20 protein-coding genes are annotated in these 22,319 nt (G+C 69.6%); 12 read left to right on the top strand and 8 right to left on the bottom strand.

Annotated elements, in window-relative coordinates; all coding sequences use genetic code 11:
* Positions 1–70 precede the first annotated feature (70 nt).
* Positions 71–2,203 carry a glycogen debranching protein GlgX gene (glgX, locus tag AB0M95_RS16015; protein WP_363764444.1) on the bottom strand — a complete coding sequence of 711 codons (2,133 nt, stop codon included), beginning with the start codon at positions 2,201–2,203 and terminating at the stop codon, positions 71–73.
* Positions 2,204–2,593: 390 nt separating this feature from the next.
* The gene (locus AB0M95_RS16010; protein ID WP_358510191.1) at positions 2,594–3,022 is read right to left on the bottom strand and encodes an OsmC family protein; all 429 of its coding nucleotides are present in this window, start codon (positions 3,020–3,022) and stop codon (positions 2,594–2,596) included.
* Here AB0M95_RS16010 and AB0M95_RS16005 point away from each other — a divergent pair.
* Complete coding sequence (locus tag AB0M95_RS16005) at positions 2,997–3,389, top strand: hypothetical protein (protein ID WP_363764440.1); 393 nt, start codon at positions 2,997–2,999, stop codon at positions 3,387–3,389. The genes AB0M95_RS16010 and AB0M95_RS16005 overlap by 26 nt on opposite strands.
* 200 nt (positions 3,390–3,589) lie before the next feature.
* Here the strand turns inward: AB0M95_RS16005 and AB0M95_RS16000 are convergent, their stop codons facing one another.
* Complete coding sequence (locus AB0M95_RS16000) at positions 3,590–4,234, bottom strand: hypothetical protein (protein WP_363764437.1); 645 nt, start codon at positions 4,232–4,234, stop codon at positions 3,590–3,592.
* 231 nt (positions 4,235–4,465) lie between these two features.
* Between AB0M95_RS16000 and AB0M95_RS15995 the strand changes: the two genes are divergently transcribed.
* Complete coding sequence (locus AB0M95_RS15995; RefSeq protein ID WP_363764435.1) at positions 4,466–5,239, top strand: CPBP family intramembrane glutamic endopeptidase; 774 nt, start codon at positions 4,466–4,468, stop codon at positions 5,237–5,239.
* A gap of 98 nt (positions 5,240–5,337) precedes the next feature.
* On the opposite strand, the gene AB0M95_RS15990 is transcribed toward AB0M95_RS15995, so the two are convergent.
* On the bottom strand, positions 5,338–5,895 hold the full coding sequence (locus tag AB0M95_RS15990) for an ATP-binding protein (protein ID WP_363764432.1): 558 nt from the start codon (positions 5,893–5,895) through the stop codon (positions 5,338–5,340).
* 768 nt (positions 5,896–6,663) lie between these two features.
* On the opposite strand from AB0M95_RS15990, the gene AB0M95_RS15985 reads away from it, so the two are divergent.
* Genes AB0M95_RS15985 through AB0M95_RS15965 form a run of 5 tightly spaced genes read left to right on the top strand, consistent with a single transcriptional unit; the run spans position 6,664 to position 13,144 of the window.
* The gene (locus AB0M95_RS15985) at positions 6,664–8,205 is read left to right on the top strand and encodes an ABC transporter substrate-binding protein (RefSeq protein WP_363764429.1); all 1,542 of its coding nucleotides are present in this window, start codon (positions 6,664–6,666) and stop codon (positions 8,203–8,205) included.
* A 4-nt stretch (positions 8,206–8,209) separates the two neighbouring features.
* Positions 8,210–9,199, top strand: a complete 990-nt coding sequence (locus AB0M95_RS15980; RefSeq protein ID WP_363764426.1) for an ABC transporter permease — start codon at positions 8,210–8,212, stop codon at positions 9,197–9,199.
* Positions 9,196–11,148, top strand: a complete 1,953-nt coding sequence (locus AB0M95_RS15975) for a dipeptide/oligopeptide/nickel ABC transporter permease/ATP-binding protein (RefSeq protein WP_363764423.1) — start codon at positions 9,196–9,198, stop codon at positions 11,146–11,148. The genes AB0M95_RS15980 and AB0M95_RS15975 overlap by 4 nt, the downstream gene beginning before the upstream one ends.
* Positions 11,148–11,963, top strand: coding sequence for an ATP-binding cassette domain-containing protein (locus tag AB0M95_RS15970; RefSeq protein ID WP_363764420.1), 816 nt, complete (start codon positions 11,148–11,150; stop codon positions 11,961–11,963). The genes AB0M95_RS15975 and AB0M95_RS15970 overlap by 1 nt, the downstream gene beginning before the upstream one ends.
* Entirely contained in the window at positions 11,963–13,144 is a 1,182-nt protein-coding gene (locus tag AB0M95_RS15965; protein WP_363764417.1) for a M20 family metallopeptidase, read from the top strand. The genes AB0M95_RS15970 and AB0M95_RS15965 overlap by 1 nt, the downstream gene beginning before the upstream one ends.
* A gap of 63 nt (positions 13,145–13,207) precedes the next feature.
* On the opposite strand, the gene AB0M95_RS15960 is transcribed toward AB0M95_RS15965, so the two are convergent.
* Positions 13,208–14,683, bottom strand: a complete 1,476-nt coding sequence (locus AB0M95_RS15960; protein ID WP_363764414.1) for a hypothetical protein — start codon at positions 14,681–14,683, stop codon at positions 13,208–13,210.
* 244 nt (positions 14,684–14,927) lie between these two features.
* Between AB0M95_RS15960 and AB0M95_RS15955 the strand changes: the two genes are divergently transcribed.
* Positions 14,928–16,376, top strand: coding sequence for a hypothetical protein (locus AB0M95_RS15955; protein ID WP_363764412.1), 1,449 nt, complete (start codon positions 14,928–14,930; stop codon positions 16,374–16,376).
* A gap of 70 nt (positions 16,377–16,446) precedes the next feature.
* On the opposite strand, the gene AB0M95_RS15950 is transcribed toward AB0M95_RS15955, so the two are convergent.
* Positions 16,447–16,821, bottom strand: a complete 375-nt coding sequence (locus AB0M95_RS15950; RefSeq protein WP_363764409.1) for a hypothetical protein — start codon at positions 16,819–16,821, stop codon at positions 16,447–16,449.
* A gap of 13 nt (positions 16,822–16,834) precedes the next feature.
* Between AB0M95_RS15950 and AB0M95_RS15945 the strand changes: the two genes are divergently transcribed.
* Positions 16,835–17,059: a hypothetical protein gene (locus AB0M95_RS15945; protein ID WP_363764406.1), complete on the top strand. Its 225-nt coding sequence runs from the start codon at positions 16,835–16,837 to the stop codon at positions 17,057–17,059.
* A gap of 107 nt (positions 17,060–17,166) precedes the next feature.
* Here AB0M95_RS15945 and hisC read toward each other — a convergent pair whose 3' ends face one another.
* Entirely contained in the window at positions 17,167–18,237 is a 1,071-nt protein-coding gene (gene hisC, locus AB0M95_RS15940; protein ID WP_363764403.1) for a histidinol-phosphate transaminase, read from the bottom strand.
* Positions 18,238–18,353: 116 nt separating this feature from the next.
* Positions 18,354–19,079: an FCD domain-containing protein gene (locus AB0M95_RS15935; protein ID WP_363764400.1), complete on the bottom strand. Its 726-nt coding sequence runs from the start codon at positions 19,077–19,079 to the stop codon at positions 18,354–18,356.
* Between the two features lie 174 nt (positions 19,080–19,253).
* Here AB0M95_RS15935 and hpaD point away from each other — a divergent pair, with 174 nt between their 5' ends.
* From hpaD to AB0M95_RS15920, 3 genes are all read left to right on the top strand, one after another.
* On the top strand, positions 19,254–20,099 hold the full coding sequence (gene hpaD / locus AB0M95_RS15930; protein WP_363764397.1) for a 3,4-dihydroxyphenylacetate 2,3-dioxygenase: 846 nt from the start codon (positions 19,254–19,256) through the stop codon (positions 20,097–20,099).
* A gap of 121 nt (positions 20,100–20,220) precedes the next feature.
* The gene (locus AB0M95_RS15925; RefSeq protein ID WP_363764395.1) at positions 20,221–21,387 is read left to right on the top strand and encodes an aromatic ring-hydroxylating dioxygenase subunit alpha; all 1,167 of its coding nucleotides are present in this window, start codon (positions 20,221–20,223) and stop codon (positions 21,385–21,387) included.
* A gap of 11 nt (positions 21,388–21,398) precedes the next feature.
* On the top strand, positions 21,399–22,316 hold the full coding sequence (locus AB0M95_RS15920; protein ID WP_363764392.1) for a PDR/VanB family oxidoreductase: 918 nt from the start codon (positions 21,399–21,401) through the stop codon (positions 22,314–22,316).
* Positions 22,317–22,319 lie beyond the last annotated feature (3 nt).

Raw genomic sequence — 22,319 nt, 5'->3', positions numbered from 1 at the left:
CTCTACCATGGCACAGACGGGCCGCCGGGTACGCGCGGGGCCGGTGGGGACGTTCGCAGGACGCGGCCGGTCAGCGGCGCGCGGTCGAGCGCAGGATGCGCATCGAGCGGCCGGTCACCGGCACCGGCGCCCCCGGCTCCCACGACTGGTCCGTGCGGCCGTCGTCGCAGGGCCTGTCGTCGGCGGTGTCCAGGACGGGCGCCCAGCCCGGCCCGAACTCGCGGCCCGGCAGCGTGAACGTGATGCTCTCGTGGTGGCCGTTGACCGCCAGCAGGAACGAGTCGTCGGAGATGCGCTCGCCCCGGGGCCCCGGCTCGCTGATCGCCTCGCCGTTCAGGAACACCGCCATGGCCTTGCCGAAGCCGCTGTGCCAGTCGCCCGAGGTCATCTCCTTGCCCGACGGCGTGAGCCAGACGATGTCCCCCATGTCGCCCCCGCTGCTCTCGGGGCTGCGCCCGAGGAAGAAGCGGCGGCGCCGGAACACCGGGTGGTCCCTGCGGAACTTCGCCAGCGCGCGGACGAACTCCAGCAGATCGGACTCCTGGCGCAGCAGCGACCAGTCCACCCAGGAGACCTCGTTGTCCTGGCAGTAGGCGTTGTTGTTGCCCTGCTGCGTGCGGCCGATCTCGTCGCCGTGCAGCAGCATCGGCACGCCCTGCGACACGAACAGGGTGGTCAGCAGGTTGCGGCGCTGCCGGTGGCGCAGCTTGACGATCGCGGGGTCCTCGACGGGGCCCTCGGCGCCGCAGTTCCACGAGCGGTTGTCGTCGGTGCCGTCGCGGTTGTTCTCGGCGTTGGCCTCGTTGTGCTTGTGGTTGTAGGAGACCAGGTCGGTGAGGGGGAAACCGTCGTGGCAGGTGACGAAGTTGATGGAGGCGACAGGGCGGCGGCCGCTGCTGGCGTACAGGTCGGAGGATCCGGCGAGGCGCGAGGCGAACTCCGGCAGCACCGAGGGGGCGCCGCGCCAGAAGTCGCGCACGCTGTCGCGGTACTTGCCGTTCCACTCGGTCCACAGCGGGGGGAAGTTGCCGACCTGGTAGCCGCCCGGCCCGACGTCCCAGGGCTCGGCGATCAGCTTGACCTGGGAGATCACCGGGTCCTGCTGGATGAGGTCGAAGAACGCCGACAGGCGGTCGACGTCGTGCAGCTCGCGCGCCAGGGCGGCGGCGAGGTCGAACCGGAAGCCGTCGACGTGCATCTCCAGCACCCAGTAGCGCAGCGAGTCCATGATGAGCTGGAGCGCGTGGGGCGAGCGGACGTTGAGGGAGTTGCCGCAGCCGGTGTAGTCGAGCAGGAGGCGGCGGTCGCCATCGATCAGCCGGTAGTAGGACGCGTTGTCGATGCCGCGGTAGGCGAGGGTGGGGCCCATGTGGTCGCCCTCGGCGGTGTGGTTGTAGACGACGTCGAGGATCACCTCGATGCCGGCCTCGTGCAGCGACTTCACCATGGCCTTGAACTCCAGCACCTGCTGGCCGCGCTGGCCGGAGCTCGAATAGGCGTTGTGCGGGGCCAGGAAGGCGATGGTGTTGTAGCCCCAGTAGTTGGTGAGGCCGCGGGCGACCATCGCGTGCTCGGGCACGAACTGGTGGACCGGCATGAGCTCGACCGCCGTGACGCCGAGGCTCTTCAGGTGGTCGATCACGGCGGGGTGGGCGAGGCCGGCGTAGGTGCCGCGCTGGGCCTCGGGCACCTGGGGATGGCGCATGGTGAGCCCGCGCACGTGCGCCTCGTAGATCACCGTCTCGTGGTACGGCGTGCGGGGCGGGCGGTCGTTGCCCCAGTCGAAGAACGGGTTGACGACGACGTTCTTCGGCATGTTGGGTGCGCTGTCCTCGGTGTTGCGCCGCCCGGGGTCGGTGAACTGGTAGGAGAACAGCGAGCGGTCCCAGCGGACCTCGCCCTCGATCGCCTTGGCATAGGGGTCGAGAAGCAGTTTGGAGGGGTCGCAGCGGTGCCCGGCGGCGGGGTCGTACGGCCCGTGCACGCGGTAGCCGTACCGCTGCCCGGGCTGGACGCCGGGAAGATAGCCGTGCCAGACGAAACCGTCGACCTCGGGCAGGTCGACGCGGCTCTCGCGGCCGTCGTCGTCGAAGAGACAGAGCTCGACCCGCTCGGCGACCTCGGAGAAGAGCGAGAAGCTCGTTCCGATGCCGTCCCAGGTCGCGCCCAGGGGGTATGGCTCTCCAGGCCAGACCTCACGCATGTAGCCTCATTGTGGTCGTGGAACGGTCCGCGGTGCCGCTCGATCGCGTGGCTTGTGTCCCTCTCGTGATCCGGTGCCTCGTGTTCCCTCCCTGAAGGCTCCCGTCCGCGTCCCCTGGCTGTGAGTTCCGGCTCTACTGTCGATAGTAGGGCCGCGGGCCTGATTTTCCAGGGCTTTACCGCCAGGCGGGGGTGCCCGCTGTACGCCCCTGGGGTGGGCGCGGGCGGTCCTCGTCTCCTGGGTGCTCCACCAGGGGAGAGTCAACAACGTACACGTAAACGGATATATTTGTACATATCGCCTTTACTGCCACTTGACTGTGCAGAAATCCGCAAAGCGGACATGCCGCGGCCCCCGTGCGCCGTGACGCACGGGGGCCGCGGGCCGTTCTCAGCCGAGCAGTTCGGCGTTCAGGGTGATCGTGGTGCCCGTCAGGGCCTTGCTCACCGGGCAGTTCGCCTTGGCGGTCTCGGCGGCGGTCTGGAAGTCCGCCGCGGAGATGCCCTCGACCTGCGCGCGGACCGACAGCACGATGCCCGTGATGCCCTCGCCCGGCTGGAAGGTCACGTCGGCCTTCGTCTCCAGGCTCTGCGGCGGGGTGCCCGCCTGGGCAAGGCCGTGCGAGAGCGCCATGGAGAAGCACGACGAGTGCGCCGCCGCGATCAGCTCCTCAGGGCTGGTCTTGCCGTTGGCCTCCTCCGAGCGCGAGGCCCACGTGACGTCGAACGTCCCGACCCCGGAGGTGTCGAGCGAGACGGTGCCGGAGCCGTGGAGCAGCGGGCCCTTCCACTGCGTGGTCGCGGTACGTGTCGTCGCCATTGCGATCATCCCTTTCGATACTGAGGTGGTTCAAGCCGAACCTACATGCGCGCCTGACGGGCGCGGTGCTCGGCACGTTGAGATCCTCCACCTCCGCGCGCAACGCGAGGAACGCCGGCGAGCGCTCGTCCGCGAGCGTGCGGTCGGCGGGCAGGTCGACGGCGAGGTCACGGGCCACGCGCCCGGGATCGCAGGACAGGACGATGACCCGCCGCCCCGGGAAGACCGCTTCCTCGACGTCATGGGTCACCATGATCACGGTTGTGCCGACGTCCCGCCACACCTGGCGGATGAACACCTGCATGTCCTCTTTCGTCTGAACGTCCTGCAAGTCCAGCGCGTCGAACGGCTCGTCCAGCGGCAGTAAGGGCGGTGAGCACGCCAGGGCCCTCGCGATCGCCCACCCGCTGCCGCCGGCCGCCCGGAGAGGCAAAAGCGACATGTCCTATTATTTGATCTACAACGTAAAGATGGCGGTGCGAGGCGCCTTGGGCGTCGGGGCCGTAGCCGAGCAAGGGCGAGCGCGATGGTGTACATCGCCGCGCGAGAGCCTTGCCCACCCCGCGATCAGATGTCGCCGCGCTCGATCGCCGTCTTGAGCCCGCGCTGCGTCTGCTGATGCGACGAGACGCCGCTGGTGACGACGAGATCGATCAGCGAGGTGTCCGCGTCGAAGACGAGGTGCTCGGTGACCTTGGTCTTCCCGCTGGACAGCCTCTTGAAGACGATCTTCTGGTGCGTGACGATGCCGGGCAGCGACCAGGTGTCCGTCTCGTAGTAGAGGTCCTCTTCGTGGATGCGCTGCTGCGCGTGAGCGTTGCTGAGGACGATCGCGCCGTTGTACGGGATCTCGTCGACGGCCGTGAGGTTGACGTAGCGCGTACCGTGCCGGCACCACTCCCGGTGGGTCACGATCCTTTTCAGGAACGGATGCATGCCGATGTGGTTGTTGAAATTCGAATACTTCTCGAAGACGCGCTTCACGGGAGCGGAGATCTCGATGGAGATGTCGGCCGTGGCCCGGCTCCGTCCCGATTCCGGGGCGGGCGGTGTGGTGTCGTAGAACTTGTAGGTGTCCCACGCGTCCTGCCACTGGAGTGCCAGTTCGGCGTCACCGTCCGCGGTGTCCGCGTGGACCGGGACGGTGAAGGCGGCGAGAACGAGGGACGCCGCTAACAACGGGGTTGCGAGCAGTCGCAGGAGATTCTTCACGTATGCCTCACGAGTTTGACAGAAGGCCGAAATCATCTTCTATCGCAGGGAATGGTGATTGAGAACCCTGCACGCTCATGCGGCGCTTCAAAGGACGCTTCAAAGGACGCGGTAGGCGGCGGCCTCGGGGCGCAGGGTCATGCCGTGCAACTGGGGTTGTGACCGCCACGGCGGAGCGCGTCGGCCGGATCGCGGCCGATAGGGTGACCGCGTACAGGGAGGCGGTTCACTGTGGCGGCTCGCCCATCGGCCGGCGAGGCGAATCGGCCGATCGGGTTGTTCGCGGCTCTCGTCTTCGCCTTCGGCGCGGTGTTCTACGTCCTCGGCCCGCTGCTGGACGACCCGTCGCGAACGGTGCTGCCCCGGCTGCCGGCCTCGGCGTTGATGTTCGTCTGCCCGGCCGTCGCCGCGGCCGTCCTGGCAGGCGGTCGTGAAGGCGTCCGCGCCTGGCTGCGGGGAGCCTGGCCCCGCCCGCGCGCCGCCGGCACGCCGTGGTACGTGGTGTCGGTCGCGCTCATGCCGCTCGTCGTCGCCGTTACCGCGATGGCGGCCGGGACCGGGCCGTCGGGCGCGATGATCGCCTGGGGCGCCGTTCCCGGCTTGATCGCGATCTTTCTGATCAGCGCCGCAGCCGAGGAGCTGGGCTGGAGCGCGTATGCCACCGGTCCGCTGCTGCGCCGGCTCGGCGCGCTGCGGGCCGGTGCGGTGCTGGGCGTGATCTGGGCGGCCTGGCATGTCGTTCCGTACATCCAGCAGGGACACGGGCCCGGCTGGGTCGTCGGCCAGTGCGTGTTCACGATCGGATTCCGCATCGTCCTTGTCCATCTCTACGCGGCCGGGACGGGGGCGACGGGGCCGACGCTCGCTCACGCCGCCTATAACGTGTCGTGGTCCGTGAGCCCGGTCTACGACCCGGCCATCGCCGCGGCGTGCGTGCTCGCCGCCGCCATCGCGATCGGGACGGCACGATCTCTGATCGCACCGGCCGGTGGCCCCGGCCTTTGACCGCCGCCGGCTCGTCGGCGGCCCGGTGTGGTGTGAGCCGCACGGGGCGCAGGACGCGAGCGGCCGGCACCTCGTCAAGGAGGCCCGGTTGCGGGATTTCAGAGAGTGCCGGGAGCCGGGGCCAGTGGGAGGCGTACGACGAACCGGGCGCCGTGGGGGCTGTCCTCGGCGGTCAGGGTGCCACCGTGGAGCTGGGCGATCTGCCGGGCGATCGGCAACCCGAGTCCGGTGCCGCCGGGGTCCCTCGCGCGCGAGGCCTCCAGGCGCGCGAACCGCTTGAAGATGACCTCCCGCTGCTCGGGGGCGATGCCCTCGCCGTCGTCGCACACCTGGAGTACCGCGGTGCCGGGGTGGAGCTCCAGGGTCACGGTGATCGCGGATGCGGCGTGCCGTTCGGCGTTGTCCAGCAGGTTGTTCAGCAGCCTGGTCAGGCCGATCCGGTCGCCGTCCACGGTCACCCCGGAGGCGAGGTGCTGGTCTACGGTGACCTTGCGCGGCTGCCGGTCCAGCTCGTGCCGCACCAACTCGGTCAGGCTGATCGCCTCGCGGTTGCCGGTGACGCCCGTGTCCAGGCGGGCGAGCGTCTGGGTGGGAGCGAGGCGCGACCCCGGGGCCACTGAGACCGCTGCGTCGAGGTTCTCGGGCGCCTTGTCCACGCCCTCGACGGAGTCGTCGAACCCGACGGTGATCTCGACCTGGGGTGTCTTGTTCGCGGACCGCTATCGATTCGCGCGGTACGGCCGATGTCGGTGACCTTGCCGTTGACCCGCTTGCCGGCATGGAGCCTGGTGGAAGGCCGCGATGCGCACCTGGGGTGTGCTCCAGGGCGGCGACCTCGCGACGCGAGCGATGCGGCGGACCGGCGCGTCACGATCACGCAGGTCGTCCATGGTTGCCATAAATCATTGTAACGAATACAGTGTTCCGCCATTAGCGGGAGGGGTCCGATGAGGGAACAGGCCGGTGATGATCTGCATCGCAGATGCACCAATCGCCCATGTGGTCTCCCGCGTCTTCGGCATCCCCGGGGTCCGGCTCGATGTCGCCTCCCGGCCGGGTGCTCGGCGAACTCGACCAAGCTCCTCATCGCCGGGCGGATCGGCTCTCGTGCCATCGGCGAGCACCTCGGAGTGCCGCATGAGGATCCCGGATCGGACTGGCGCGACGTCGGCGCCCCGTACGGCGGCTCTGGGCGGTCGGGGCTCGGCCGTACGGGAGAGAGGGCCGCGGGTTCGAGCAGTGCATCGAGGACAAGCCGGTGAGGGGTGCGGCCTCGCGTGCGTGAGGTTCGTGTCGCGAATCGTTACACCAGCGAAACCTCGGTATCTACATAATTCATAACATTCATTTAGTGCCGGGCGCGCGCTCCGCGTCCGTGTTGAAGGACCACCATGAAACGAAGCACTGTTACCCTCCTCGGTGTCGTGAGTGCGACCACGCTCGCGCTGACCGGCTGCACCGCGACGGGCAATGGCGACGCGGCGTCGGACAGCGTCACATACGCGCTCGCCGGCGACCCGGGCCAGCTCAACCCCATCAAGAATGCGACCGTGGCGTCTCAGAACCTCGCCGCGTTCGGCTACGAGTCTCTCGTGTCCTTCGTTGCCGGTGCCGACCCCCAGGGACTGCTCGCCGAGAAGTGGGAGGAGTCGACCACCGAGCTGAGCTTCACCCTCAAGAACGGCATCGTCTGCGCCGACGGATCCCCGTTGGCCGCGAGCGACGTCAAGGCGAGCTTCGAATATGCCGGCCGCAAGGAGACCGGATCCCCGTTCCGTGGCGTGTACTTCCCGGCCACCGGACTCAAGATCGACGCCGATGACGCGAGCCGCACCGTCACGTTCCATAGTGATACCCCGCAGAGCTTCCTGCTCGCCACGGTCGGCCTCATGCCGATCGTCTGCCGCGCAGGCTCGGCCGACCCGAAGCGACTCGACGCCGAGTGGCTCGGCACCGGCCCGTACAAGCTCGCCGGGTCGTCGCCCGGCCAGAGCTACACGCTCAAGCTTCGCCCTGAGTACGCATGGGGCGCCGGTGGAGTGACCGCCAAGACGCAGGGCCTGCCTGCCACCGTGACCGTCCAGGTCGTCGAGAGTGAGTCGACGATCGCCAACATGCTCCAGTCGGGCGAGGTGAACCTCGGGCTCGTCGCCGGCGACGACCGCGCGCGTCTCGACTCGCTCGGCCTCAACAAGATCGACGTGCCGGCTCGCCCGGGCCTGGTGTTCTTCAACCAGGCCAAGGGGCGCGCGACCCACGACCTCGCCGTACGCCAGGCGCTCGCCGGTGCCATCGACCGCGACGCGGTCGGCAAGGTGAGCACGGGCGGTCGCGGCACGCCGATGAAGAGCCTCACGACGTCGTACAGCAACGTCTGCAAGGCGACCGACATCACTCCGGCGCTCACGGCGTTCGATCGGGATGCCGCGGCGGCCGCGCTCGACAAGGCCGGCTGGGTGAAGGGCGCGAACGGCACCCGGGCGAAGGACGGCACCCCGCTGTCGCTCGTGCTGCTCTATCCCGCGAACTCCGACAAGTCGGCTGTCTCGGGTATCGAACTCATCCAGCAGCAGCTCGCCGAGATCGGGGTGAAAGCGACCCCGACGCCGTCGCCGTCGTACACCGACGTCATCTTCCAGGGGGGCGACTGGGACTTGCTGTGGGCTCCCATCTCGACGACCCTGCCGAGTACGTGGCAGGGCATCCTCTCGGGTGACTTCCCCCCGAAGGGCGGCAACTGGACCTACAACACCAACAAGGAGTTCTTCGATCTGGCCGCCACGGCCCAGGGCCACGCCGGCGAGCAGAGCTGCGGCAGCTGGGAGGCCGCGCAGCGCTCGCTGGTCAAGGACCTCGAAGTGCTGCCGCTGCATGAGTCGACCGAGACCGCCTACGGCAACGGCGTCAAGTTCAACCTGAACTCGAATACGCTCGTAGTGCCCACCAGCCTGCGCGTATCGAAGTAGCCCGATGACGCGCTCGACATCCGCGACCGGTCGCCGCCCCGGCGGCAACCGGTGGCTCGGCTTCCTTCTGCGCCGCACGGGGCGAATGCTCGTCGCCATGTGGGTGATCATCACCGTCGCGTTCATCGTGCTGCGGATGGCGGGGGGCGACCCCGTCCGTTCCGCGCTCGGCGCGACCGCCGACGCGAGCGTGGTGCAGGCCCGACGGGAGCAGCTCGGCCTGAACGATCCCCTCATCCTGCAGTACTTCGACTACCTCGTGGGTCTGTTCCGCGGCGATCTCGGCGCCTCGATCATCACCGGCCGCTCCGTCACAGAGCTCGTCTCGCACCGGCTGCCCGCGACGCTCGAGCTCGCCGGCATCGCCTTCCTCGTCGTGCTGCTCGTCGCCGTCCCCGTGGGCCTCGCCATCGCGATCATCACCCAGGGCAACGGCCGTCGCGGCGCCGAGACGGTCTTCACGGGGGTCACGGCGTTCATCGCGGCCATCCCCGAATACCTCCTGGGCGTGGTCCTGGTCATCGCCTTCGCCATCACGCTGCACGCGTTCCCTGTCGCCGGGCGCACAGGCCCGGCGTCGTACGTACTGCCCGTGATCGCCCTGTCCGTCTCAGCGGCCGCGTCCATCTCGCGTATCGCCCGTATCGAGGCTCTCAACACGCTCAAGGACGACTACGTGCGCACGGCGCGCTCGAAGCGACTTCCCGCCTGGATGGTCTACTTCCGGCACGCCCTGCCGAACATGCTCACCGCGACGCTCACGATCGGCGGGACGCTGCTCGCGGCGATGATCGCGGGCAGCGTGCTCGTCGAGCAGGTGTTCAACTGGCCGGGGCTCGGAATGGCCTTCGTCGGAGCCATCACCACGAAAGACTACGGCATCGTCCAGGGCCTCGCGCTCGTGTACGCCGCGATCATCCTCGTCGTCAACCTGCTCATCGACGTCGTGCTCTCCCTGCTCGACCGGCGCACCTCGCTCCTGGAGACCTCATGACGACCCGCCGTTCCGGGCTGTTGCGACAGCCGATGGCGATCATCGCCACGTGCATGCTCGGGGTGCTCGTCCTGCTTGCGGTGTTCGCTCCGGTCCTGTGGGGCGAGGACGCCGTGGCGGCCCATCCCGACGCCATCGCGCTGCCCTCGTCCGCTGAGCACCTGCTCGGCACCGACAAGCTCGGTCGCGACATCCTCCTGCGCACACTCGTGGCCACGCGGCTTTCGCTGGTGATGGCCGTCGCGGCGACACTCATGGGCGTGTGCGCCGGCCTGGTGCTCGGGGCCCTGCCCGCGGTGCTCGGCGCTCGCGCCCAGCGTTGGTTCGCGAGCGTCGTCAGTACATGGCTCGCGTTCCCCGTGCTCCTCGTCGCCATGCTCACGGTGATCCTCCTCGGGCCGGGGGCCACGACCGCGGTGGTCGCCCTCGCGCTCACGATGACACCGTCGTTCGCGCGCCTCGCGCAGACGCTCTCCTCGCGGGTCGGCGGCTCCGAGTTCCTTGCCGCCGCGCGTATGCTCGGCGTCTCCCGGGGGCGCCAGTTCACGCGGTACGTGCTTCCGAACATCGCCGAGCCCGTCATCGTCAACGTGACCACCTCGATCGGAGGTGGCCTGCTCGCGCTGTCCAGCCTGAGCTTCCTCGGCGTCGGCGTGCAGCCACCGGACTTCGACTGGGGCCGCCAGCTCAGCGAGGGATTCGGCCAGGTGTACAGCTCGCCCGTCGCCGCCATCGGCCCCGGTGTGGCCGTCGTGTTCGCCGGCCTCGCGTTCAGCATGCTCGGTGAGTCGCTCGCCGCGCAGCTCCGCGACCGCGAGCACAGGAAGGCGCTGTCGCCTCGCCGGCTTGGTCCGGCACCGGTCGCCGAGCGCCCGGCGCAGACGCCGTCCACGACCGCGACCGAGCGCGCGGAGACGACCGTCCCGCTCCTCGAGGTCGACGGACTCTCGGTGTCCTTTCCCGGACCGGACGGCTGGATCCGCCCCGTCCAGGATGTTTCCTTCCGTGTCTTCCCAGGTGAGATCGTGGGCGTGGTCGGCGAGTCCGGCAGCGGCAAGAGCGTCACCATGATGTCGGTCGCGCAGCTCGCCCCGGCCGGTGCGGCCGTGACCGCCCGACGGCTCCGTTTCGACGGCGAGGACCTGACCGGCCTCACGCCCGCGGAGAGGGGCAAGGTGCTCGGGACCCGCGTCGGCGTGGTGTTCCAGGACTCCCTCACGGCGCTCAATCCCGCCCTGCGCGTCGGTACCCAGCTCGCCGAGATCCCGCGCGTCCATGGCGGCGCCGGCCGTAAGAAGGCGCATGAGATGGCGGTCCGAGCGCTCGACGACGTGCAGATCCCCGATGCCGCGCGCCGCGCTCAGCAGTTCCCCCACGAGTTCTCAGGAGGGATGCGCCAGCGTGCGCTCATCGCGATGTCGCAGATCGGCTCGCCGTCGCTCATCATCGCCGACGAACCCACCACGGCGCTCGACGTGACCGTCCAACGGCGTGTACTGGCGCTCCTGCGTCGCGAGTGCGCCGAGTCCGGCGCGGCCGCCATCGTCGTGTCGCACGACGTCGCCGTCCTGGCCGAGCTCTGCCGGCGAATCCTCGTGATGTACGCCGGCCGTATCGTGGAGGACGTCGACGTCGCCCTCCTGGCGACCCCCGAGCGGCTCGCGCATCCCTACACGAGGGCGCTCGCGGCATCGCTTCCGGATCTCGACACCGACCGTACCAAGTCGCTGGTGACGATCCCCGGCGAGCCGCCGGACCTGTCGCGTCCCATGACGGGGTGCGCCTTCGCCGCCCGCTGCGCGTTCGCGACCGACCTCTGCCGGACCGAGACCCCCGTCCTGGCTTCGCACCGCCACGGAGGCCGGGTCGCGTGCCGGCATCCGCAGGACGCGGTCGAAGCCGACACCGCACCTGTCACGGCACCTGGGCGCGAGGAGGTAGGAGCCTGATGGCCGAGCTCGTCATCGAGGACTTGGTCGTGACCTTCGGTCACCGTCACCGAGCCTTCAACGCCGTCGATGGGATTTCACTGACCGTACCGCACGGCACGATCGTGGGTCTGGTCGGTGAATCGGGGTCGGGCAAGTCCACCGTCGCGCGCACGGTCGCCGGGCTGCAGCGGGCGACTTCCGGGCGCATCACGCTCGACGGCGACGACCTGCTGCGTACGCGCGGCGTTGACCGTCGTCGCCGGGCACGGGACGTGCAGATGATCTTCCAGGACCCCTACTCGTCGCTGAATCCGCGCATGACGGCCGGCGAGACCATCGAGGAGGCCCTGACCACGCACGGTGACCTCGACGCGAGACAGCGGGCCGCGTCCGTTCGCGAACTGCTCGAACTCGTGCGCCTGAAGTGGGCGGTCGCCGACCAGTACCCGTCGCAGATATCGGGCGGGATGCGGCAGCGCGTGGCCATCGCGCGGTGCCTGGCCGTGCGTCCGCGACTCATCGTCGCCGACGAGATCACTTCTGCGCTCGACGCCTCGGTCCAGGGCGCGGTGCTCAACCTCATCCGCGACCTGCAGCGGGAGCTCGAACTTTCGATGATCTTCATCACCCACAACCTCGCCGCCGTCCGCTACATCGCCGATACCACCGCGGTGATGAGCGGCGGACGTGTGGTCGAGCACGGTGACGCGGAGGCGATCGTCGCGAATCCGCGGCAGCCGTACACCCAGGCGCTCGTATCGGCGATCCCGCGTATCGAGAACGCGGGCACCGATCACCTGCTGCGACTCGCCGATGCGGACGGTGTCCGTTGATGCGCGAGGACGCCCGTCTGATGCTGCCCGAGCTCATCCGCCTGCGCCGCGAGATCCATGCCGACCCCGAGCTCGGTCTGAGCCTGCCGAGGACCCAGCGGCGGGTCATCACCGCGCTGGCGGACCTCGACCTCGAGGTCACGCTCGGCAAGGGACTGGATTCGGTCGTGGCGGTGCTACGGGGCGGCCGTCCCGGGCCGGTCGTGCTGCTGCGTGCCGACATGGACGCGTTGCCCATGCGCGAGGAGGTCGACCTGCCATACCGCGCGCGTGGAGACGCGATGCACGCGTGCGGACACGACCTGCACGTGGCCGGGCTCGTCGGCGCCGCGAGGCTCCTGCACGGGCGGCGGGAAACGCTCGCCGGTGACGTCGTGTTCATGTTCCAGCCCGGTGAGGAGCTCGGAGACGGCGCTGCCCGCATGATCGCGGAGGGGGTGCTCGACGCGGCGGGAGCGCGCCCCGTGGCGGCCTATGGCATCCACGTGGTGCCGGGTGAGTTCGGCGTCTTCTCGACGCGTCCCGGACCGCTCATGGCCGGATGCGCCGAGCTGGATGTCGTCGTCCGGGGTCGAGGCGGCCACGCGTCCGCCCCGCACCTCACGATCGATCCCGTGCCCGCCGCCGCCGAGCTCGTCCAGGCGCTCCAGACGTTCGTGACGCGCCGGTTCGACGTCTTCGACCCTGTGGTGCTCACCACGACGCAACTGCACGCGGGCGGAGCGGCCCGCAACATCATCACCGACGAGGCCAAGCTCGGCGCGACGATCCGCATGCTGTCCGCGGATGTGCTCGACCGGCTGCAGGCCGAGCTTCCGGGCCTGGTCAGGGGCGTCGCCGCCGCCCACGGGTGTGACACCGACGTCGAGGTCCGCGTGGTGTGCCCCCCGACGGTCAACGATCCCGCCCTCGCGACCGACGCGCTGGCCACGCTGTCGGCGACCTTCGGCGGCGAACGCGTCCGCGTCTCACCCGCCCCCGTCATGGGATCCGAGGATTTCAGCTACGTCCTCCGCGACGTGCCCGGGGTCTTCGTCTTCCTCCGCGCGACACCCCGCGACATCGATCATGAGATGGCCTCGCCGAACCATTCGCCGCACGTCGTCTTCGACGACGCCGTACTCGCCGACCAGGCCGTCGCGCTGGCCTCGCTGGCGATCCGCCACCTCGGCCCACCGTGAGGACGTCGCGAGCCGTGCGGTGTTCCTGCCCGCGCGGCTCGCTCTCCCTCACGCGCCAGGTCGTCAGGAGGGATCGACCGGCCTATGGTCGGTCGATCGGGCATAGAAGGCCGCGAGGTCGGCCTTCATCTTCGCTACGACGGCCTCGTCGACGAACGTCATGTGGCCCGATTCGTAGAAGCGGAACTCGATGTTCTCGCGCAGATGCGGGGCGAGATACAGCTTGGCGATGTCGACTTCGGCGCCGAAGAACGGAGTCGCGAGGTCGTAGATGCCGCCCATCACCGCGACCCGCAGGTTCGGGTTGCGGCGAATGGCCGCCGAGAGGTCGAGGCTCACGACGGGCACCGGCATCGGTTCGTCGATGCCGGGGGCCTTGTGGTGCCAGTCCCATGCGCGCGAGATCACCATGTTGTACAGGTGACGGTAGTGCAGGTCGCTCGTGTAGCCGAGATCGCTCGCGATGTGCTCCCGGAACGCCGAGAGGTGTGCGCTGTTGACGCCGGCGGTCGCCGCGTCGTCGGTGGCGGGATCGTGCGAGCCGGTGCCGACCACGTACTGGTGATCGGCGACGAAGCGAGTGTCGAAGCGGCCGACGACCTGGCCCTGGTCGGCGAGGAGGGCGTAGCGGAACGGCTCCATGCCGATGCGGAACCGACGCCGGCGCACGAGGTCGGCGTCGAGTCCGGTGAACGCGCCGAACCGCTCGGCGACCGCCTGCTCGCGATCGGCGGGGAGCCGGTCGCCGAGCTGGAGCGCGGTCGCGTATTCGACCTGTGCGAACTCGCGCGCCTGATCCAGCACCTGCTGGATGCTCGTCGCGCCGATGCGGGACCGGCCGTGGTACCAAGCGGTCGCGGCGAGCGAAGGAAAGAGATTGATGTGCTCCTGGTCGAGACCGAGGTGGTTCTCCGCCCAGTTGAGCATGGTCGAGAGCAGCACGACGCCGTTGAAATCGAGCCCCTGGTTCTGCAGCCGATGCACGAGCGCGGCCGCCCGGGTCGTGCCGTACGACTCGCCGAAGAGGAACCGGGGCGCGTTCCAGTTGTTCGTGAGGGTGAGGTAGCGAGTGATCGCGCGGGCGAACGCGTCGACGTCCTGGTCGACGCCCCAGACCTCCGCGGCCGGCGTGTCGCCGAGCAGGCGCGAATAGCCGGTGCCGGGAGCGTCGAGGAAGACGAGATCGCTGTGCTCGAGCAGGCTGTGCGGGTTGTCGCCGACGGTGTACGGCGCGGGCGGGGTCGCCGCCGGGGTCGCGGTCGGGGTGCGCTTCGGCCCGAACCCGCCGATGTTGAGCCAGAGGCTCGCCGAGCCGGGTCCACCGTTGAAGAGGAAGGTGATCGGTCGCCTCGCGGCGCCTTCCTCGCGGAGAGCGGAGTACGCGACGTAGAACATGCTCGTCCTCGGGCGCCCGTCGTCGTCGCGGACGACGACGGTTCCCGCGGCCGCGGTGTACTCAAGCGTGCGCTCGCCGAATCGGATCGTGTGCCGGGTCTCGACGCGTTCCTCCGCGTCGACCGCGGTTTCGCGTTCGGTCATCCCGCTCCAATCAATGTATACGATTATTGTGAATAGCCTAGCGGAAGGCTCTGTCGCGCAGAATCGGCCGTGGTGGCGACCGGCCGCTCGACCGGCCGCTCGACCCGTTCGCGCGAAGGCGCGGCTCGGTGGTCCGCGGGCCCTCGCCTCCGCGTCCTGGGTGCTATTGACACCTGTAACTCTGGTTTCATATGATCTTAATTGATTATAACCATTTACGTGATGGCTTCGCGAGGATCACGACATGCCCCAGCACTACACGAGTCGGCACTCTGCGGTGATTCGTGACACCTCGATTGACTTCACGGCGGAGGCGCGTCGCATCTCGATCGCCGACGAGTGTGGGCGCACACTCGGCGACGCGTGGACATTCGCATACGTCCGGGACAGTGCAGAACGGGACAGTGCAGAACGGGACAGGGCAGAGGCGGAACGCCCGGTGCTCTTCCTCTTCAACGGTGGGCCGGGCTGTTCCTCCGTGTGGCTCCACCTTGGTGGGCTCGGCCCCTGGCGCGCCGCGGCTCCTCGCGAACTCGACGCCGCACCCATCGTGCGAGACACGCTGGCACCGAGCCCCGACGCCCTCATCGACACCGCCGACCTGGTGTTCATCGACCCGATCGACACCGGCTTCGGCCGGCTCGCCGACGGCGTCGAACCCGCCGCGATCTCGAGCGTCGACCGCGACGCCGCGATCACCGCGCAGATCGTGCGGTTGTGGCTGGAGCGCCACAACCGGCTCGAATCACCCGTCTACCTGCTTGGCGAGAGCTACGGTACGACCCGCGCCGCACTCACCGCCACAGCCCTTCTCACCGCCGACGAGCCGGTCGCGGTCTCCGGCATCGCCATGCTCGGCCAGTGCGTGAACGCGCAGGAGACCACGCAACGCCCCGGCAACCCGATCGGGTTCATCGCCGCCATCCCGCTGCTCGCCGCCACCGCGTGGTACCACGGGAAGAGCGCCCACGGCGCGCTCACCCTGGATGAGGTGGTGCGCCAGGCGCATGCGTTCGCCGTCGGCGAGTACGCGGCGGCGCTGCTCACCGACGAGATGCCCGACCCCGTCGTCGAGCGGCTGGTGGGCTTCACCGGACTCGGCGCCGCGGAACTGCGGGCGCGCCGCCTCCGCGTCGACAAGGAGGAGTTCCGTACGCTGCTCCTGGCCGACCGAGGGCTCGTGCTCGGGCTGACCGACGCGCGCTACACCTTGCCCGCGCCGGCCGGTGCGGGCGAGCCGCATGTCGACGCCGCGTCCGTACGACTCGATCCCGTCTTCTACGCCGCCGCACGGCGATTGTTCACCGAGCACCTGGGGATCCCCCGCGAGCTCCGGTACCGCGTCGCCGTCGCCGCACATGAACGCTGGAACTACCTCGAGAACGCCGCCGTCGCACGGTTCGGCGGCAGCGCGATGCCCTCGCCCTTCGCGGTGTTCGACTACCCGGCGCACCTGGCGGCGCTGCTCCGCGCGAACGCCGACGCGCGCCTGTTCTTCGGCACCGGATACTTCGACACCCTGACGACCGTCGGCTCGCTCGAGCACCTGCGCTCGCAGTATGGACTGCCGGCCGCGCGTCTGCGCGAGGGGCGCTACCCGGCAGGGCACATGATGTACACCGATCCCCACAGCTCGGCCGCGCTGTCGGCCGACCTCAGGGCCTTCCTCCGCGAGGGCAGGGAAGGGAGGTGAACGTGGCGGAGGTCGCATTCGCCGGTGGACGCGTGGTGACCGGCGCCGGTCGTATCATCGGCCGCGAGGTCTACCGAGTTGAGAACGGCGCGCCGATCGTGGCGGATCGGTGGGCCGAGCGATGACCGTGTCGACGCCGGAGTCGCTGCGCGAGGACGCCGCCGGACTCGCCGAAGGCCTCGTCGCACTTCGACGCCGTCTGCATCGCGAACCCGAGGTGGGCTTCGAACTGCCGCGCACCCAGGCGGCGATCATCAACGCACTCGAGCCGCTCGAGCTTGAGATCCGCACGGGCGCGCGACTCGGTTCCGTGACCGCCGTCCTCCGCGGAGAGCACCCCGGTCCCTCGGTGCTGCTGCGGGCCGACATGGACGCGCTGGCGATCCGCGAGGAGACCGGACTGGAGTTCGCGTCGCGGAACGGTGCGATGCACGCCTGCGGTCACGACGGCCGACCGCGTGCGTCTGCTCGATTCGCCCGTGATGGCCTCGGAGGACTTCTCGTTCGTGCTCGACGAGGTGCCCGGAGCCTTCGTGTTCCTGGGGGCGACGCCCTCGCACATCGACCCGGCGCGGGCCGAGATGAATCACTCGCCTCGTGCGGTCTTCGACGATGGCGTGCTCGCCGACCAGGCTGTGGCGCTCGCCGCGCTCGCGCTGCGACACGTCGCGGCTCGGGGCTGAGCGCCTCGGCGTGTCACGCCGCGAGGTCGGCGTATCGACGCCGCCTGCCGTCCGCCCTCGGCGCCGGCGACACGCGGTGGACCGCGCCTGCGCCGGCGCCGACAGGGTCAGGGTCGCCGCAGCAGTTCGGCGGCGAGGGTGAGGAAGCGGTCGTTCTCCTCGGTCGTGCCGATGGTGACGCGCAGCCCGTCCGTGGCGTACGCCCGGAGGATCACCCCGCGCTCCTCGAACGCGGCGGCCATGGCGGGGCCGTCGGGCATCGGCATGAACACGAAGTTGGCCTGGCTGGGCACGACGGGCACGCCCAGGTGGATCAGTTCGTCGGTCACCCGGGTGCGCTCCTCGACGACGTGCGCGATGCGCTCTTTGAGCTCGACGCCGGCCTCGGGGGTCAGCGCGGCGAGGGCACCGGCCTGGGCCAGGGTGGAGACCGAGAACCCGACGATCGCCTTGCTGATCAGCTCGGCCGTCTCCGGCCGGGTCACGCAGTATCCCACCCGCAGCCCGGCCAGGCCGTACGCCTTGGAGAACGTGCGCAGCACGGCGACGTTGGGCCGCTCGCCGACGAGGTCGAGGCCGCGCGGCGAGCGGAGGTCGGTGACGAAGTCCTGATAGGCCTCGTCCAGCACGAGCAGCACGTCGTCGGGCAGCGCGTCGAGCAGCCGGCCCAGTTCGGCGCGGGACACCATGGTGCCGGTCGGGTTGTTCGGGTTGCACACGATCACCATCCGGGTTCGGTCGGTGACCGCCGCCGCCATCGCGGCCAGGTCGTGGGCGTACCGGCCGTCCAGCGGGACGGTGACCGCGGTCGCCCCCGAGACCGCGGTCACGATCGGGTAGCTCTCGAAGGCCCGCCACGCGTAGATGATCTCGTCGCCCGGGCCGGCGATGACCGAGGCCAGGACCTGCAGCAGCGCGCCGGAGCCGTTGTCCACGACCACCTGCGACGGATCCACGCCATGCCGGCTCGCCAGTGCCTCGGTCAGCTCCAGCCGGTGGAAGTCGGGGTAGCGGTTCAACGTGGTGGCGGCCCGTGAGATCGCGTCCAGCACGGCCGGCAACGGCCCGAACGGCATCTCGTTCGACGAGAGCTTGACCTTGGGACGGCCTGCCACCGGAGCCCGGCCCGGCTTGTAGGCGACCAACCCGTCGATGGGGGCGCGGTGCTTGACGGTCATCTCACTCCTCTGATGACAGAAAGAATCACATAAATCTATATAATGATTCTCCTTGATCTGCAAGACGGGGAAGGGGCCGGCGCCCACCGGCGCCGGCCCCTTCCAGGTCGCGGAGGTCAGCGGTCGTCGCGCGTCAGCCCGCGGTGGCGCAGGGCCATGGCCTCGGCGCCGCGCTGGTCGCCCCGGATGACCGCTTCGACCAGATCGACGTGCACCTGGAGCCGGTCGGCCGAGCCCTTGCGGAAGTCCTCCGCGGTTATGGCCGAGGACAGGTCTCCGCTGATGTAGTCGACCAGCCGGGTGTACATGGTCCGCAGCAGGACGTTGGGGGAGATCAGGGCGAGCCGGCGGTGCAGGTCCCAATTGCAGCGCTGGGCTTCGGCCGCGTCCGGCCAGGACCGCCGCAGGTGCTCGATCATCTCGGTTAGCTCGTCGATGTCCTGCTCGGTGCGGTGGGCGGCCGCGTCGAGTGCCACCTCCTGGTCGAGCACGTCCACGACGGCCAGGCAGTGCTTGACCGACGCGCCGTCCGCGCCGAGTTGGAGCATGTCGTGGCCGAGCCGGACCAGTGGCGACTGCTCCGCGACGAAGATGCCGCCGCCCGGCCCCGGGCGCACGTCCAGCACGCCGCGCAGCCGCAGTACGCGGATCGCCTCGGCCAGTGTCGCGGGGGCGACTCCGAACTGCTGACGGAGCTCTTCCTTGGTGCCGAGGCGGTGGCCCGGCGCGAGGCTGCTGCGGCGAATCGTGTCTTCGAGGCGCTCGACCAGCGTCTCGGCGATCGACGACCGTGCGTCGCTGCGATCGAAGGTCACCTGGGTGACCGTGTCTGCATCGTACATGCCGGCTTCTCCCGTGGACGGCGATCTGTCAACTGTAGATCGTTCGCCGCGCGGCTGTGTGCCTGTCCCCACGTCCTCGATCCATAGAAACCATACTAATGGTTGACACTCTCCCCGAACTGTAATAACCATATGAATGGTTTCTGTCGGCTTGGTTTTTGGAGGAGGTGTGCGATGGGCTCGGTCGTCCTCGCCGCGAAGATCACGCATGTGCCGTCGATCTGGCTGTCGCTGCAGACCGGCACCAAACACGAGGGCATCCGGCAGAACGCCGTGGACGGCCTGGTCGAACTCGGTCGCCGGGCACGCGAGCGCGGTGCGGACACCTTCATCGTGCTGGACGTGCACTGGCAGAACAACGCCGGATTCCACCTGAACGCGCGGGAACATGTGACGGGGAGCTACGCGTCCCACGAACTCCCGCACTTCATCTCGGGCCTCCGCTACGACTACCGGGGCGACCCCGAGCTGGCCCGGCTGGTCGTCGACGAGATTCGCGCCGCCGGGATGAAGGCCCTCGCGCACGACGTGCCCGACCTCGGTTTCGAGTACGGCACGCTCGTGCCGATGCACCTGATGAACCCGGACGGTGATCTGCGGGTGCTGTCGGTGGGCGTGAACATCTATGCCTCGATCGAGGAGCAGCGCCTGGTCGGCGAGGCCCTGCGCCGGGCCGTGGATGCGAGCGACCGAGATGTGGCGCTGCTCGCCAGCGGCTCGCTCTCGCACGAGTTCCCGCCGAACGCGATCTCGGAGACCAAGCTCAACGAGCACACCAACGAGTTCAACCGTCAGGTCGACATGAGGGTGCTGGAGCTGTGGCAGGCGGGCCGCATGGCCGAGTTCATCGCGATGCTGCCCGAGTACGCCAAGCGCTGCCACGGTGAGGCCGGCATGGGGGACACGGCGATGCTCTTCGGCGCGCTCGGCTGGGATGCCTACCGCGGCCGGGGCGAGCTGCTCGGCCGGTTCTTCGGCAGCACCGGCACCGGCCAGGCCAATGTCGAGTTCACGCTCTGAACTTCGCGCCGCGACCCCAAGCTGACGCCTGCCGGTCCCGGCACCCCCGCCGGAGACCGCTCGCCACGCACCTCGTTCACCACTTCATGCAAGCCCTGCCGAGAGGCAGAAAGGAGACCGCGTGCTCACGGGAACCGCGTACGGCCGGCGCGCCGCCTCGCACAACCCCGAGTTGACGCTCGCCGGCGCCGGCACCCCCGCCGGAGAGTTGCTGCGCCGTTACTGGCAGCCGGTCGGGACGGCGGGCGACGCCACCACCACGCCGCGGCCGATCAGGATCCTCGGTGAGGACCTCATCTTGTTCCGCACCCGCAAGGGCGTGCCCGGGCTGCTGCACCCCAACTGCGCGCATCGCGGCACCTCGCTGTACTACGGCAGGGTCGAGGACGACGGCATCCGCTGCTGCTACCACGGGTGGCTGTTCGGTGCGGACGGCGCCTGCCTGGACCAGCCCTGCGAGCCTGACGGCGGACGGCACCGCGACCGCATCCGCCAGCCGTGGTACCCGCTGCGCGAGTGGGCCGGGTTGATCTGGGCCTACATGGGCCCGCAGGACCGCATGCCGGTCTTCCCCCGGTTCTCGATCTTCGAGGATCTGACGGAGGGCGAGGAACTGGTCGCCGACGACAGGAGCGTCGGGTCCGGCGGCCCGGTGATCGTCGACTTCAACTGGCTGCAGCACTGGGAGAACGTGATGGACCCGTTCCACGCGCCCATCCTGCACGGCTCGTTCTCCGGCGTGCAGTTCGTCAAGGAGATGGGCGTCCTGCCCCAAGTGGAGTGGGAGGTCACCGAACACGGGGTGCGCAGCATCCAGGACCGGAAGCTGGACGACGGCCGGATCTACCGCCGCCGCACCCAGGTGGTCTTCCCCAACCTGCGCGTCGTGCCGAACCCGCGCCTCGAAGTGCTCGGCGCGGCCGACTCCATCGGCTGGGTGGTGCCCATCGACGACACCACCTTCCGCATCTACTCGGTATTCCGCACCCGCGACCCCGAGGCCATCGCCCGGATCCGCACCCTCTTCGACGGCCGCCCCTGGGCGGAACTGACCGAGGAGGAGCACCAGCGCATGCCGGGCGACTACGAGGCGCAAAAGAGCCAGGGCGACATCGCCGACCACGCGGCCGAGCACCTGGGCACCACCGACCGCGGCATCGTCATGCTCCGCAGGTTCCTCAAGCGGCAGATCGACGCCGTGGCCGCCGGGCAGGACCCGGTCGGTGTCGCGTTCGATGAGCAGAAGGCGCTGATCCAGCTGGACGCGGCCGCCTTCATGGTGGAATGAGCACGGGCCGAATGAGCACCCTGCGGGTGCGCTCCATGACCTGGGAGGCCGACGGGGTTCTGGCGGTATGCCTGGCCGACCCGGAAGGGGACGTGCTGCCCCGCTGGGCCCCCGGAGCGCACATCGACCTCGTCGCCGAGGGCGTTCCGACCCGGCAGTACTCCCTTTGCGGAGATCCGGCCGACCCCTTCCTGTGGCGCATCGCCGTGCTGCGCGAAGAGGACGGCCGGGGCGGCTCGGCCTTCGTGCACGAACGGCTCCGCCCGGGCGCGCTGGTCGGGGTAGGCGGTCCGCGCAACAACTTCCCGCTGTTCCCGGCCGCGAGCTACCTGTTCGTGGCCGGGGGCATCGGCGTCACTCCGCTGCTGCCGATGGTCCGCGCCGCCGCCGCCGCGGGGGTGCCGTGGCGTCTGCTGTACGGCGGGCGGACCCGGACGTCGATGGCGTTCCTGCCCGAGCTGGCGCGGCACGGCGAGCACGTCGTGGTGCGGCCGCACGACGAGTACGGCCCGCTGGACCTGGACGCGGCGCTGGCCGCGGCGCCGGGGGCGGCGGTCTACTGCTGCGGCCCCGAGCCGCTGCTCGCCGCCATGGAGGAACGCGTCCCGGATGTGCACGTGGAGCGGTTCAGCCCGAAACTCCGCCCGGAGGCGGCCGAGCCGGGCGCCTTCGAGGTGGTGCTGAAACGGTCGGGCCTCAGCCTGACGGTTCCGGCCGACCGCACGGTGCTGTCCGTACTGGAGGAGGCGGGGGTCGAGGTCCCCACCTCCTGCCTGGAAGGCGTGTGCGGGTCCTGTGAGACCAGGGTGCTCGAGGGCGAGGTGGAGCACCGCGACTCGGTGCTCACCGAGGCCGAGCGCGCCGCCGGGGACACGATGTTCCTCTGCGTCTCCCGATGCCGCTCGCCGCGCCTGGTCCTCGACCGATGAAAC

It is taken from the genome of Sphaerisporangium sp. NPDC051017, from assembly GCF_040683095.1.
Classification (GTDB): domain Bacteria; phylum Actinomycetota; class Actinomycetes; order Streptosporangiales; family Streptosporangiaceae; genus Sphaerisporangium.
Note: the sequence above shows the minus strand (reverse complement) of the source record. Positions and strands in the feature narration are given on the sequence as shown.

Coding starts and splice junctions, on each gene's coding strand:
- glgX (WP_363764444.1), bottom strand. CDS start 2,203: ATGCGTGAGGTCTGGCCTGGAGAGCCATACCCCCTGGGCGCGACCTGG.
- AB0M95_RS16010 (WP_358510191.1), bottom strand. CDS start 3,022: ATGGCGACGACACGTACCGCGACCACGCAGTGGAAGGGCCCGCTGCTC.
- AB0M95_RS15980 (WP_363764426.1), top strand. CDS start 8,210: ATGACGCGCTCGACATCCGCGACCGGTCGCCGCCCCGGCGGCAACCGG.
- AB0M95_RS15975 (WP_363764423.1), top strand. CDS start 9,196: ATGACGACCCGCCGTTCCGGGCTGTTGCGACAGCCGATGGCGATCATC.
- AB0M95_RS15970 (WP_363764420.1), top strand. CDS start 11,148: ATGGCCGAGCTCGTCATCGAGGACTTGGTCGTGACCTTCGGTCACCGT.
- AB0M95_RS15965 (WP_363764417.1), top strand. CDS start 11,963: ATGCGCGAGGACGCCCGTCTGATGCTGCCCGAGCTCATCCGCCTGCGC.
- AB0M95_RS15960 (WP_363764414.1), bottom strand. CDS start 14,683: ATGACCGAACGCGAAACCGCGGTCGACGCGGAGGAACGCGTCGAGACC.
- AB0M95_RS15955 (WP_363764412.1), top strand. CDS start 14,928: ATGCCCCAGCACTACACGAGTCGGCACTCTGCGGTGATTCGTGACACC.
- hisC (WP_363764403.1), bottom strand. CDS start 18,237: ATGACCGTCAAGCACCGCGCCCCCATCGACGGGTTGGTCGCCTACAAG.
- AB0M95_RS15935 (WP_363764400.1), bottom strand. CDS start 19,079: ATGTACGATGCAGACACGGTCACCCAGGTGACCTTCGATCGCAGCGAC.
- hpaD (WP_363764397.1), top strand. CDS start 19,254: ATGGGCTCGGTCGTCCTCGCCGCGAAGATCACGCATGTGCCGTCGATC.
- AB0M95_RS15920 (WP_363764392.1), top strand. CDS start 21,399: ATGAGCACCCTGCGGGTGCGCTCCATGACCTGGGAGGCCGACGGGGTT.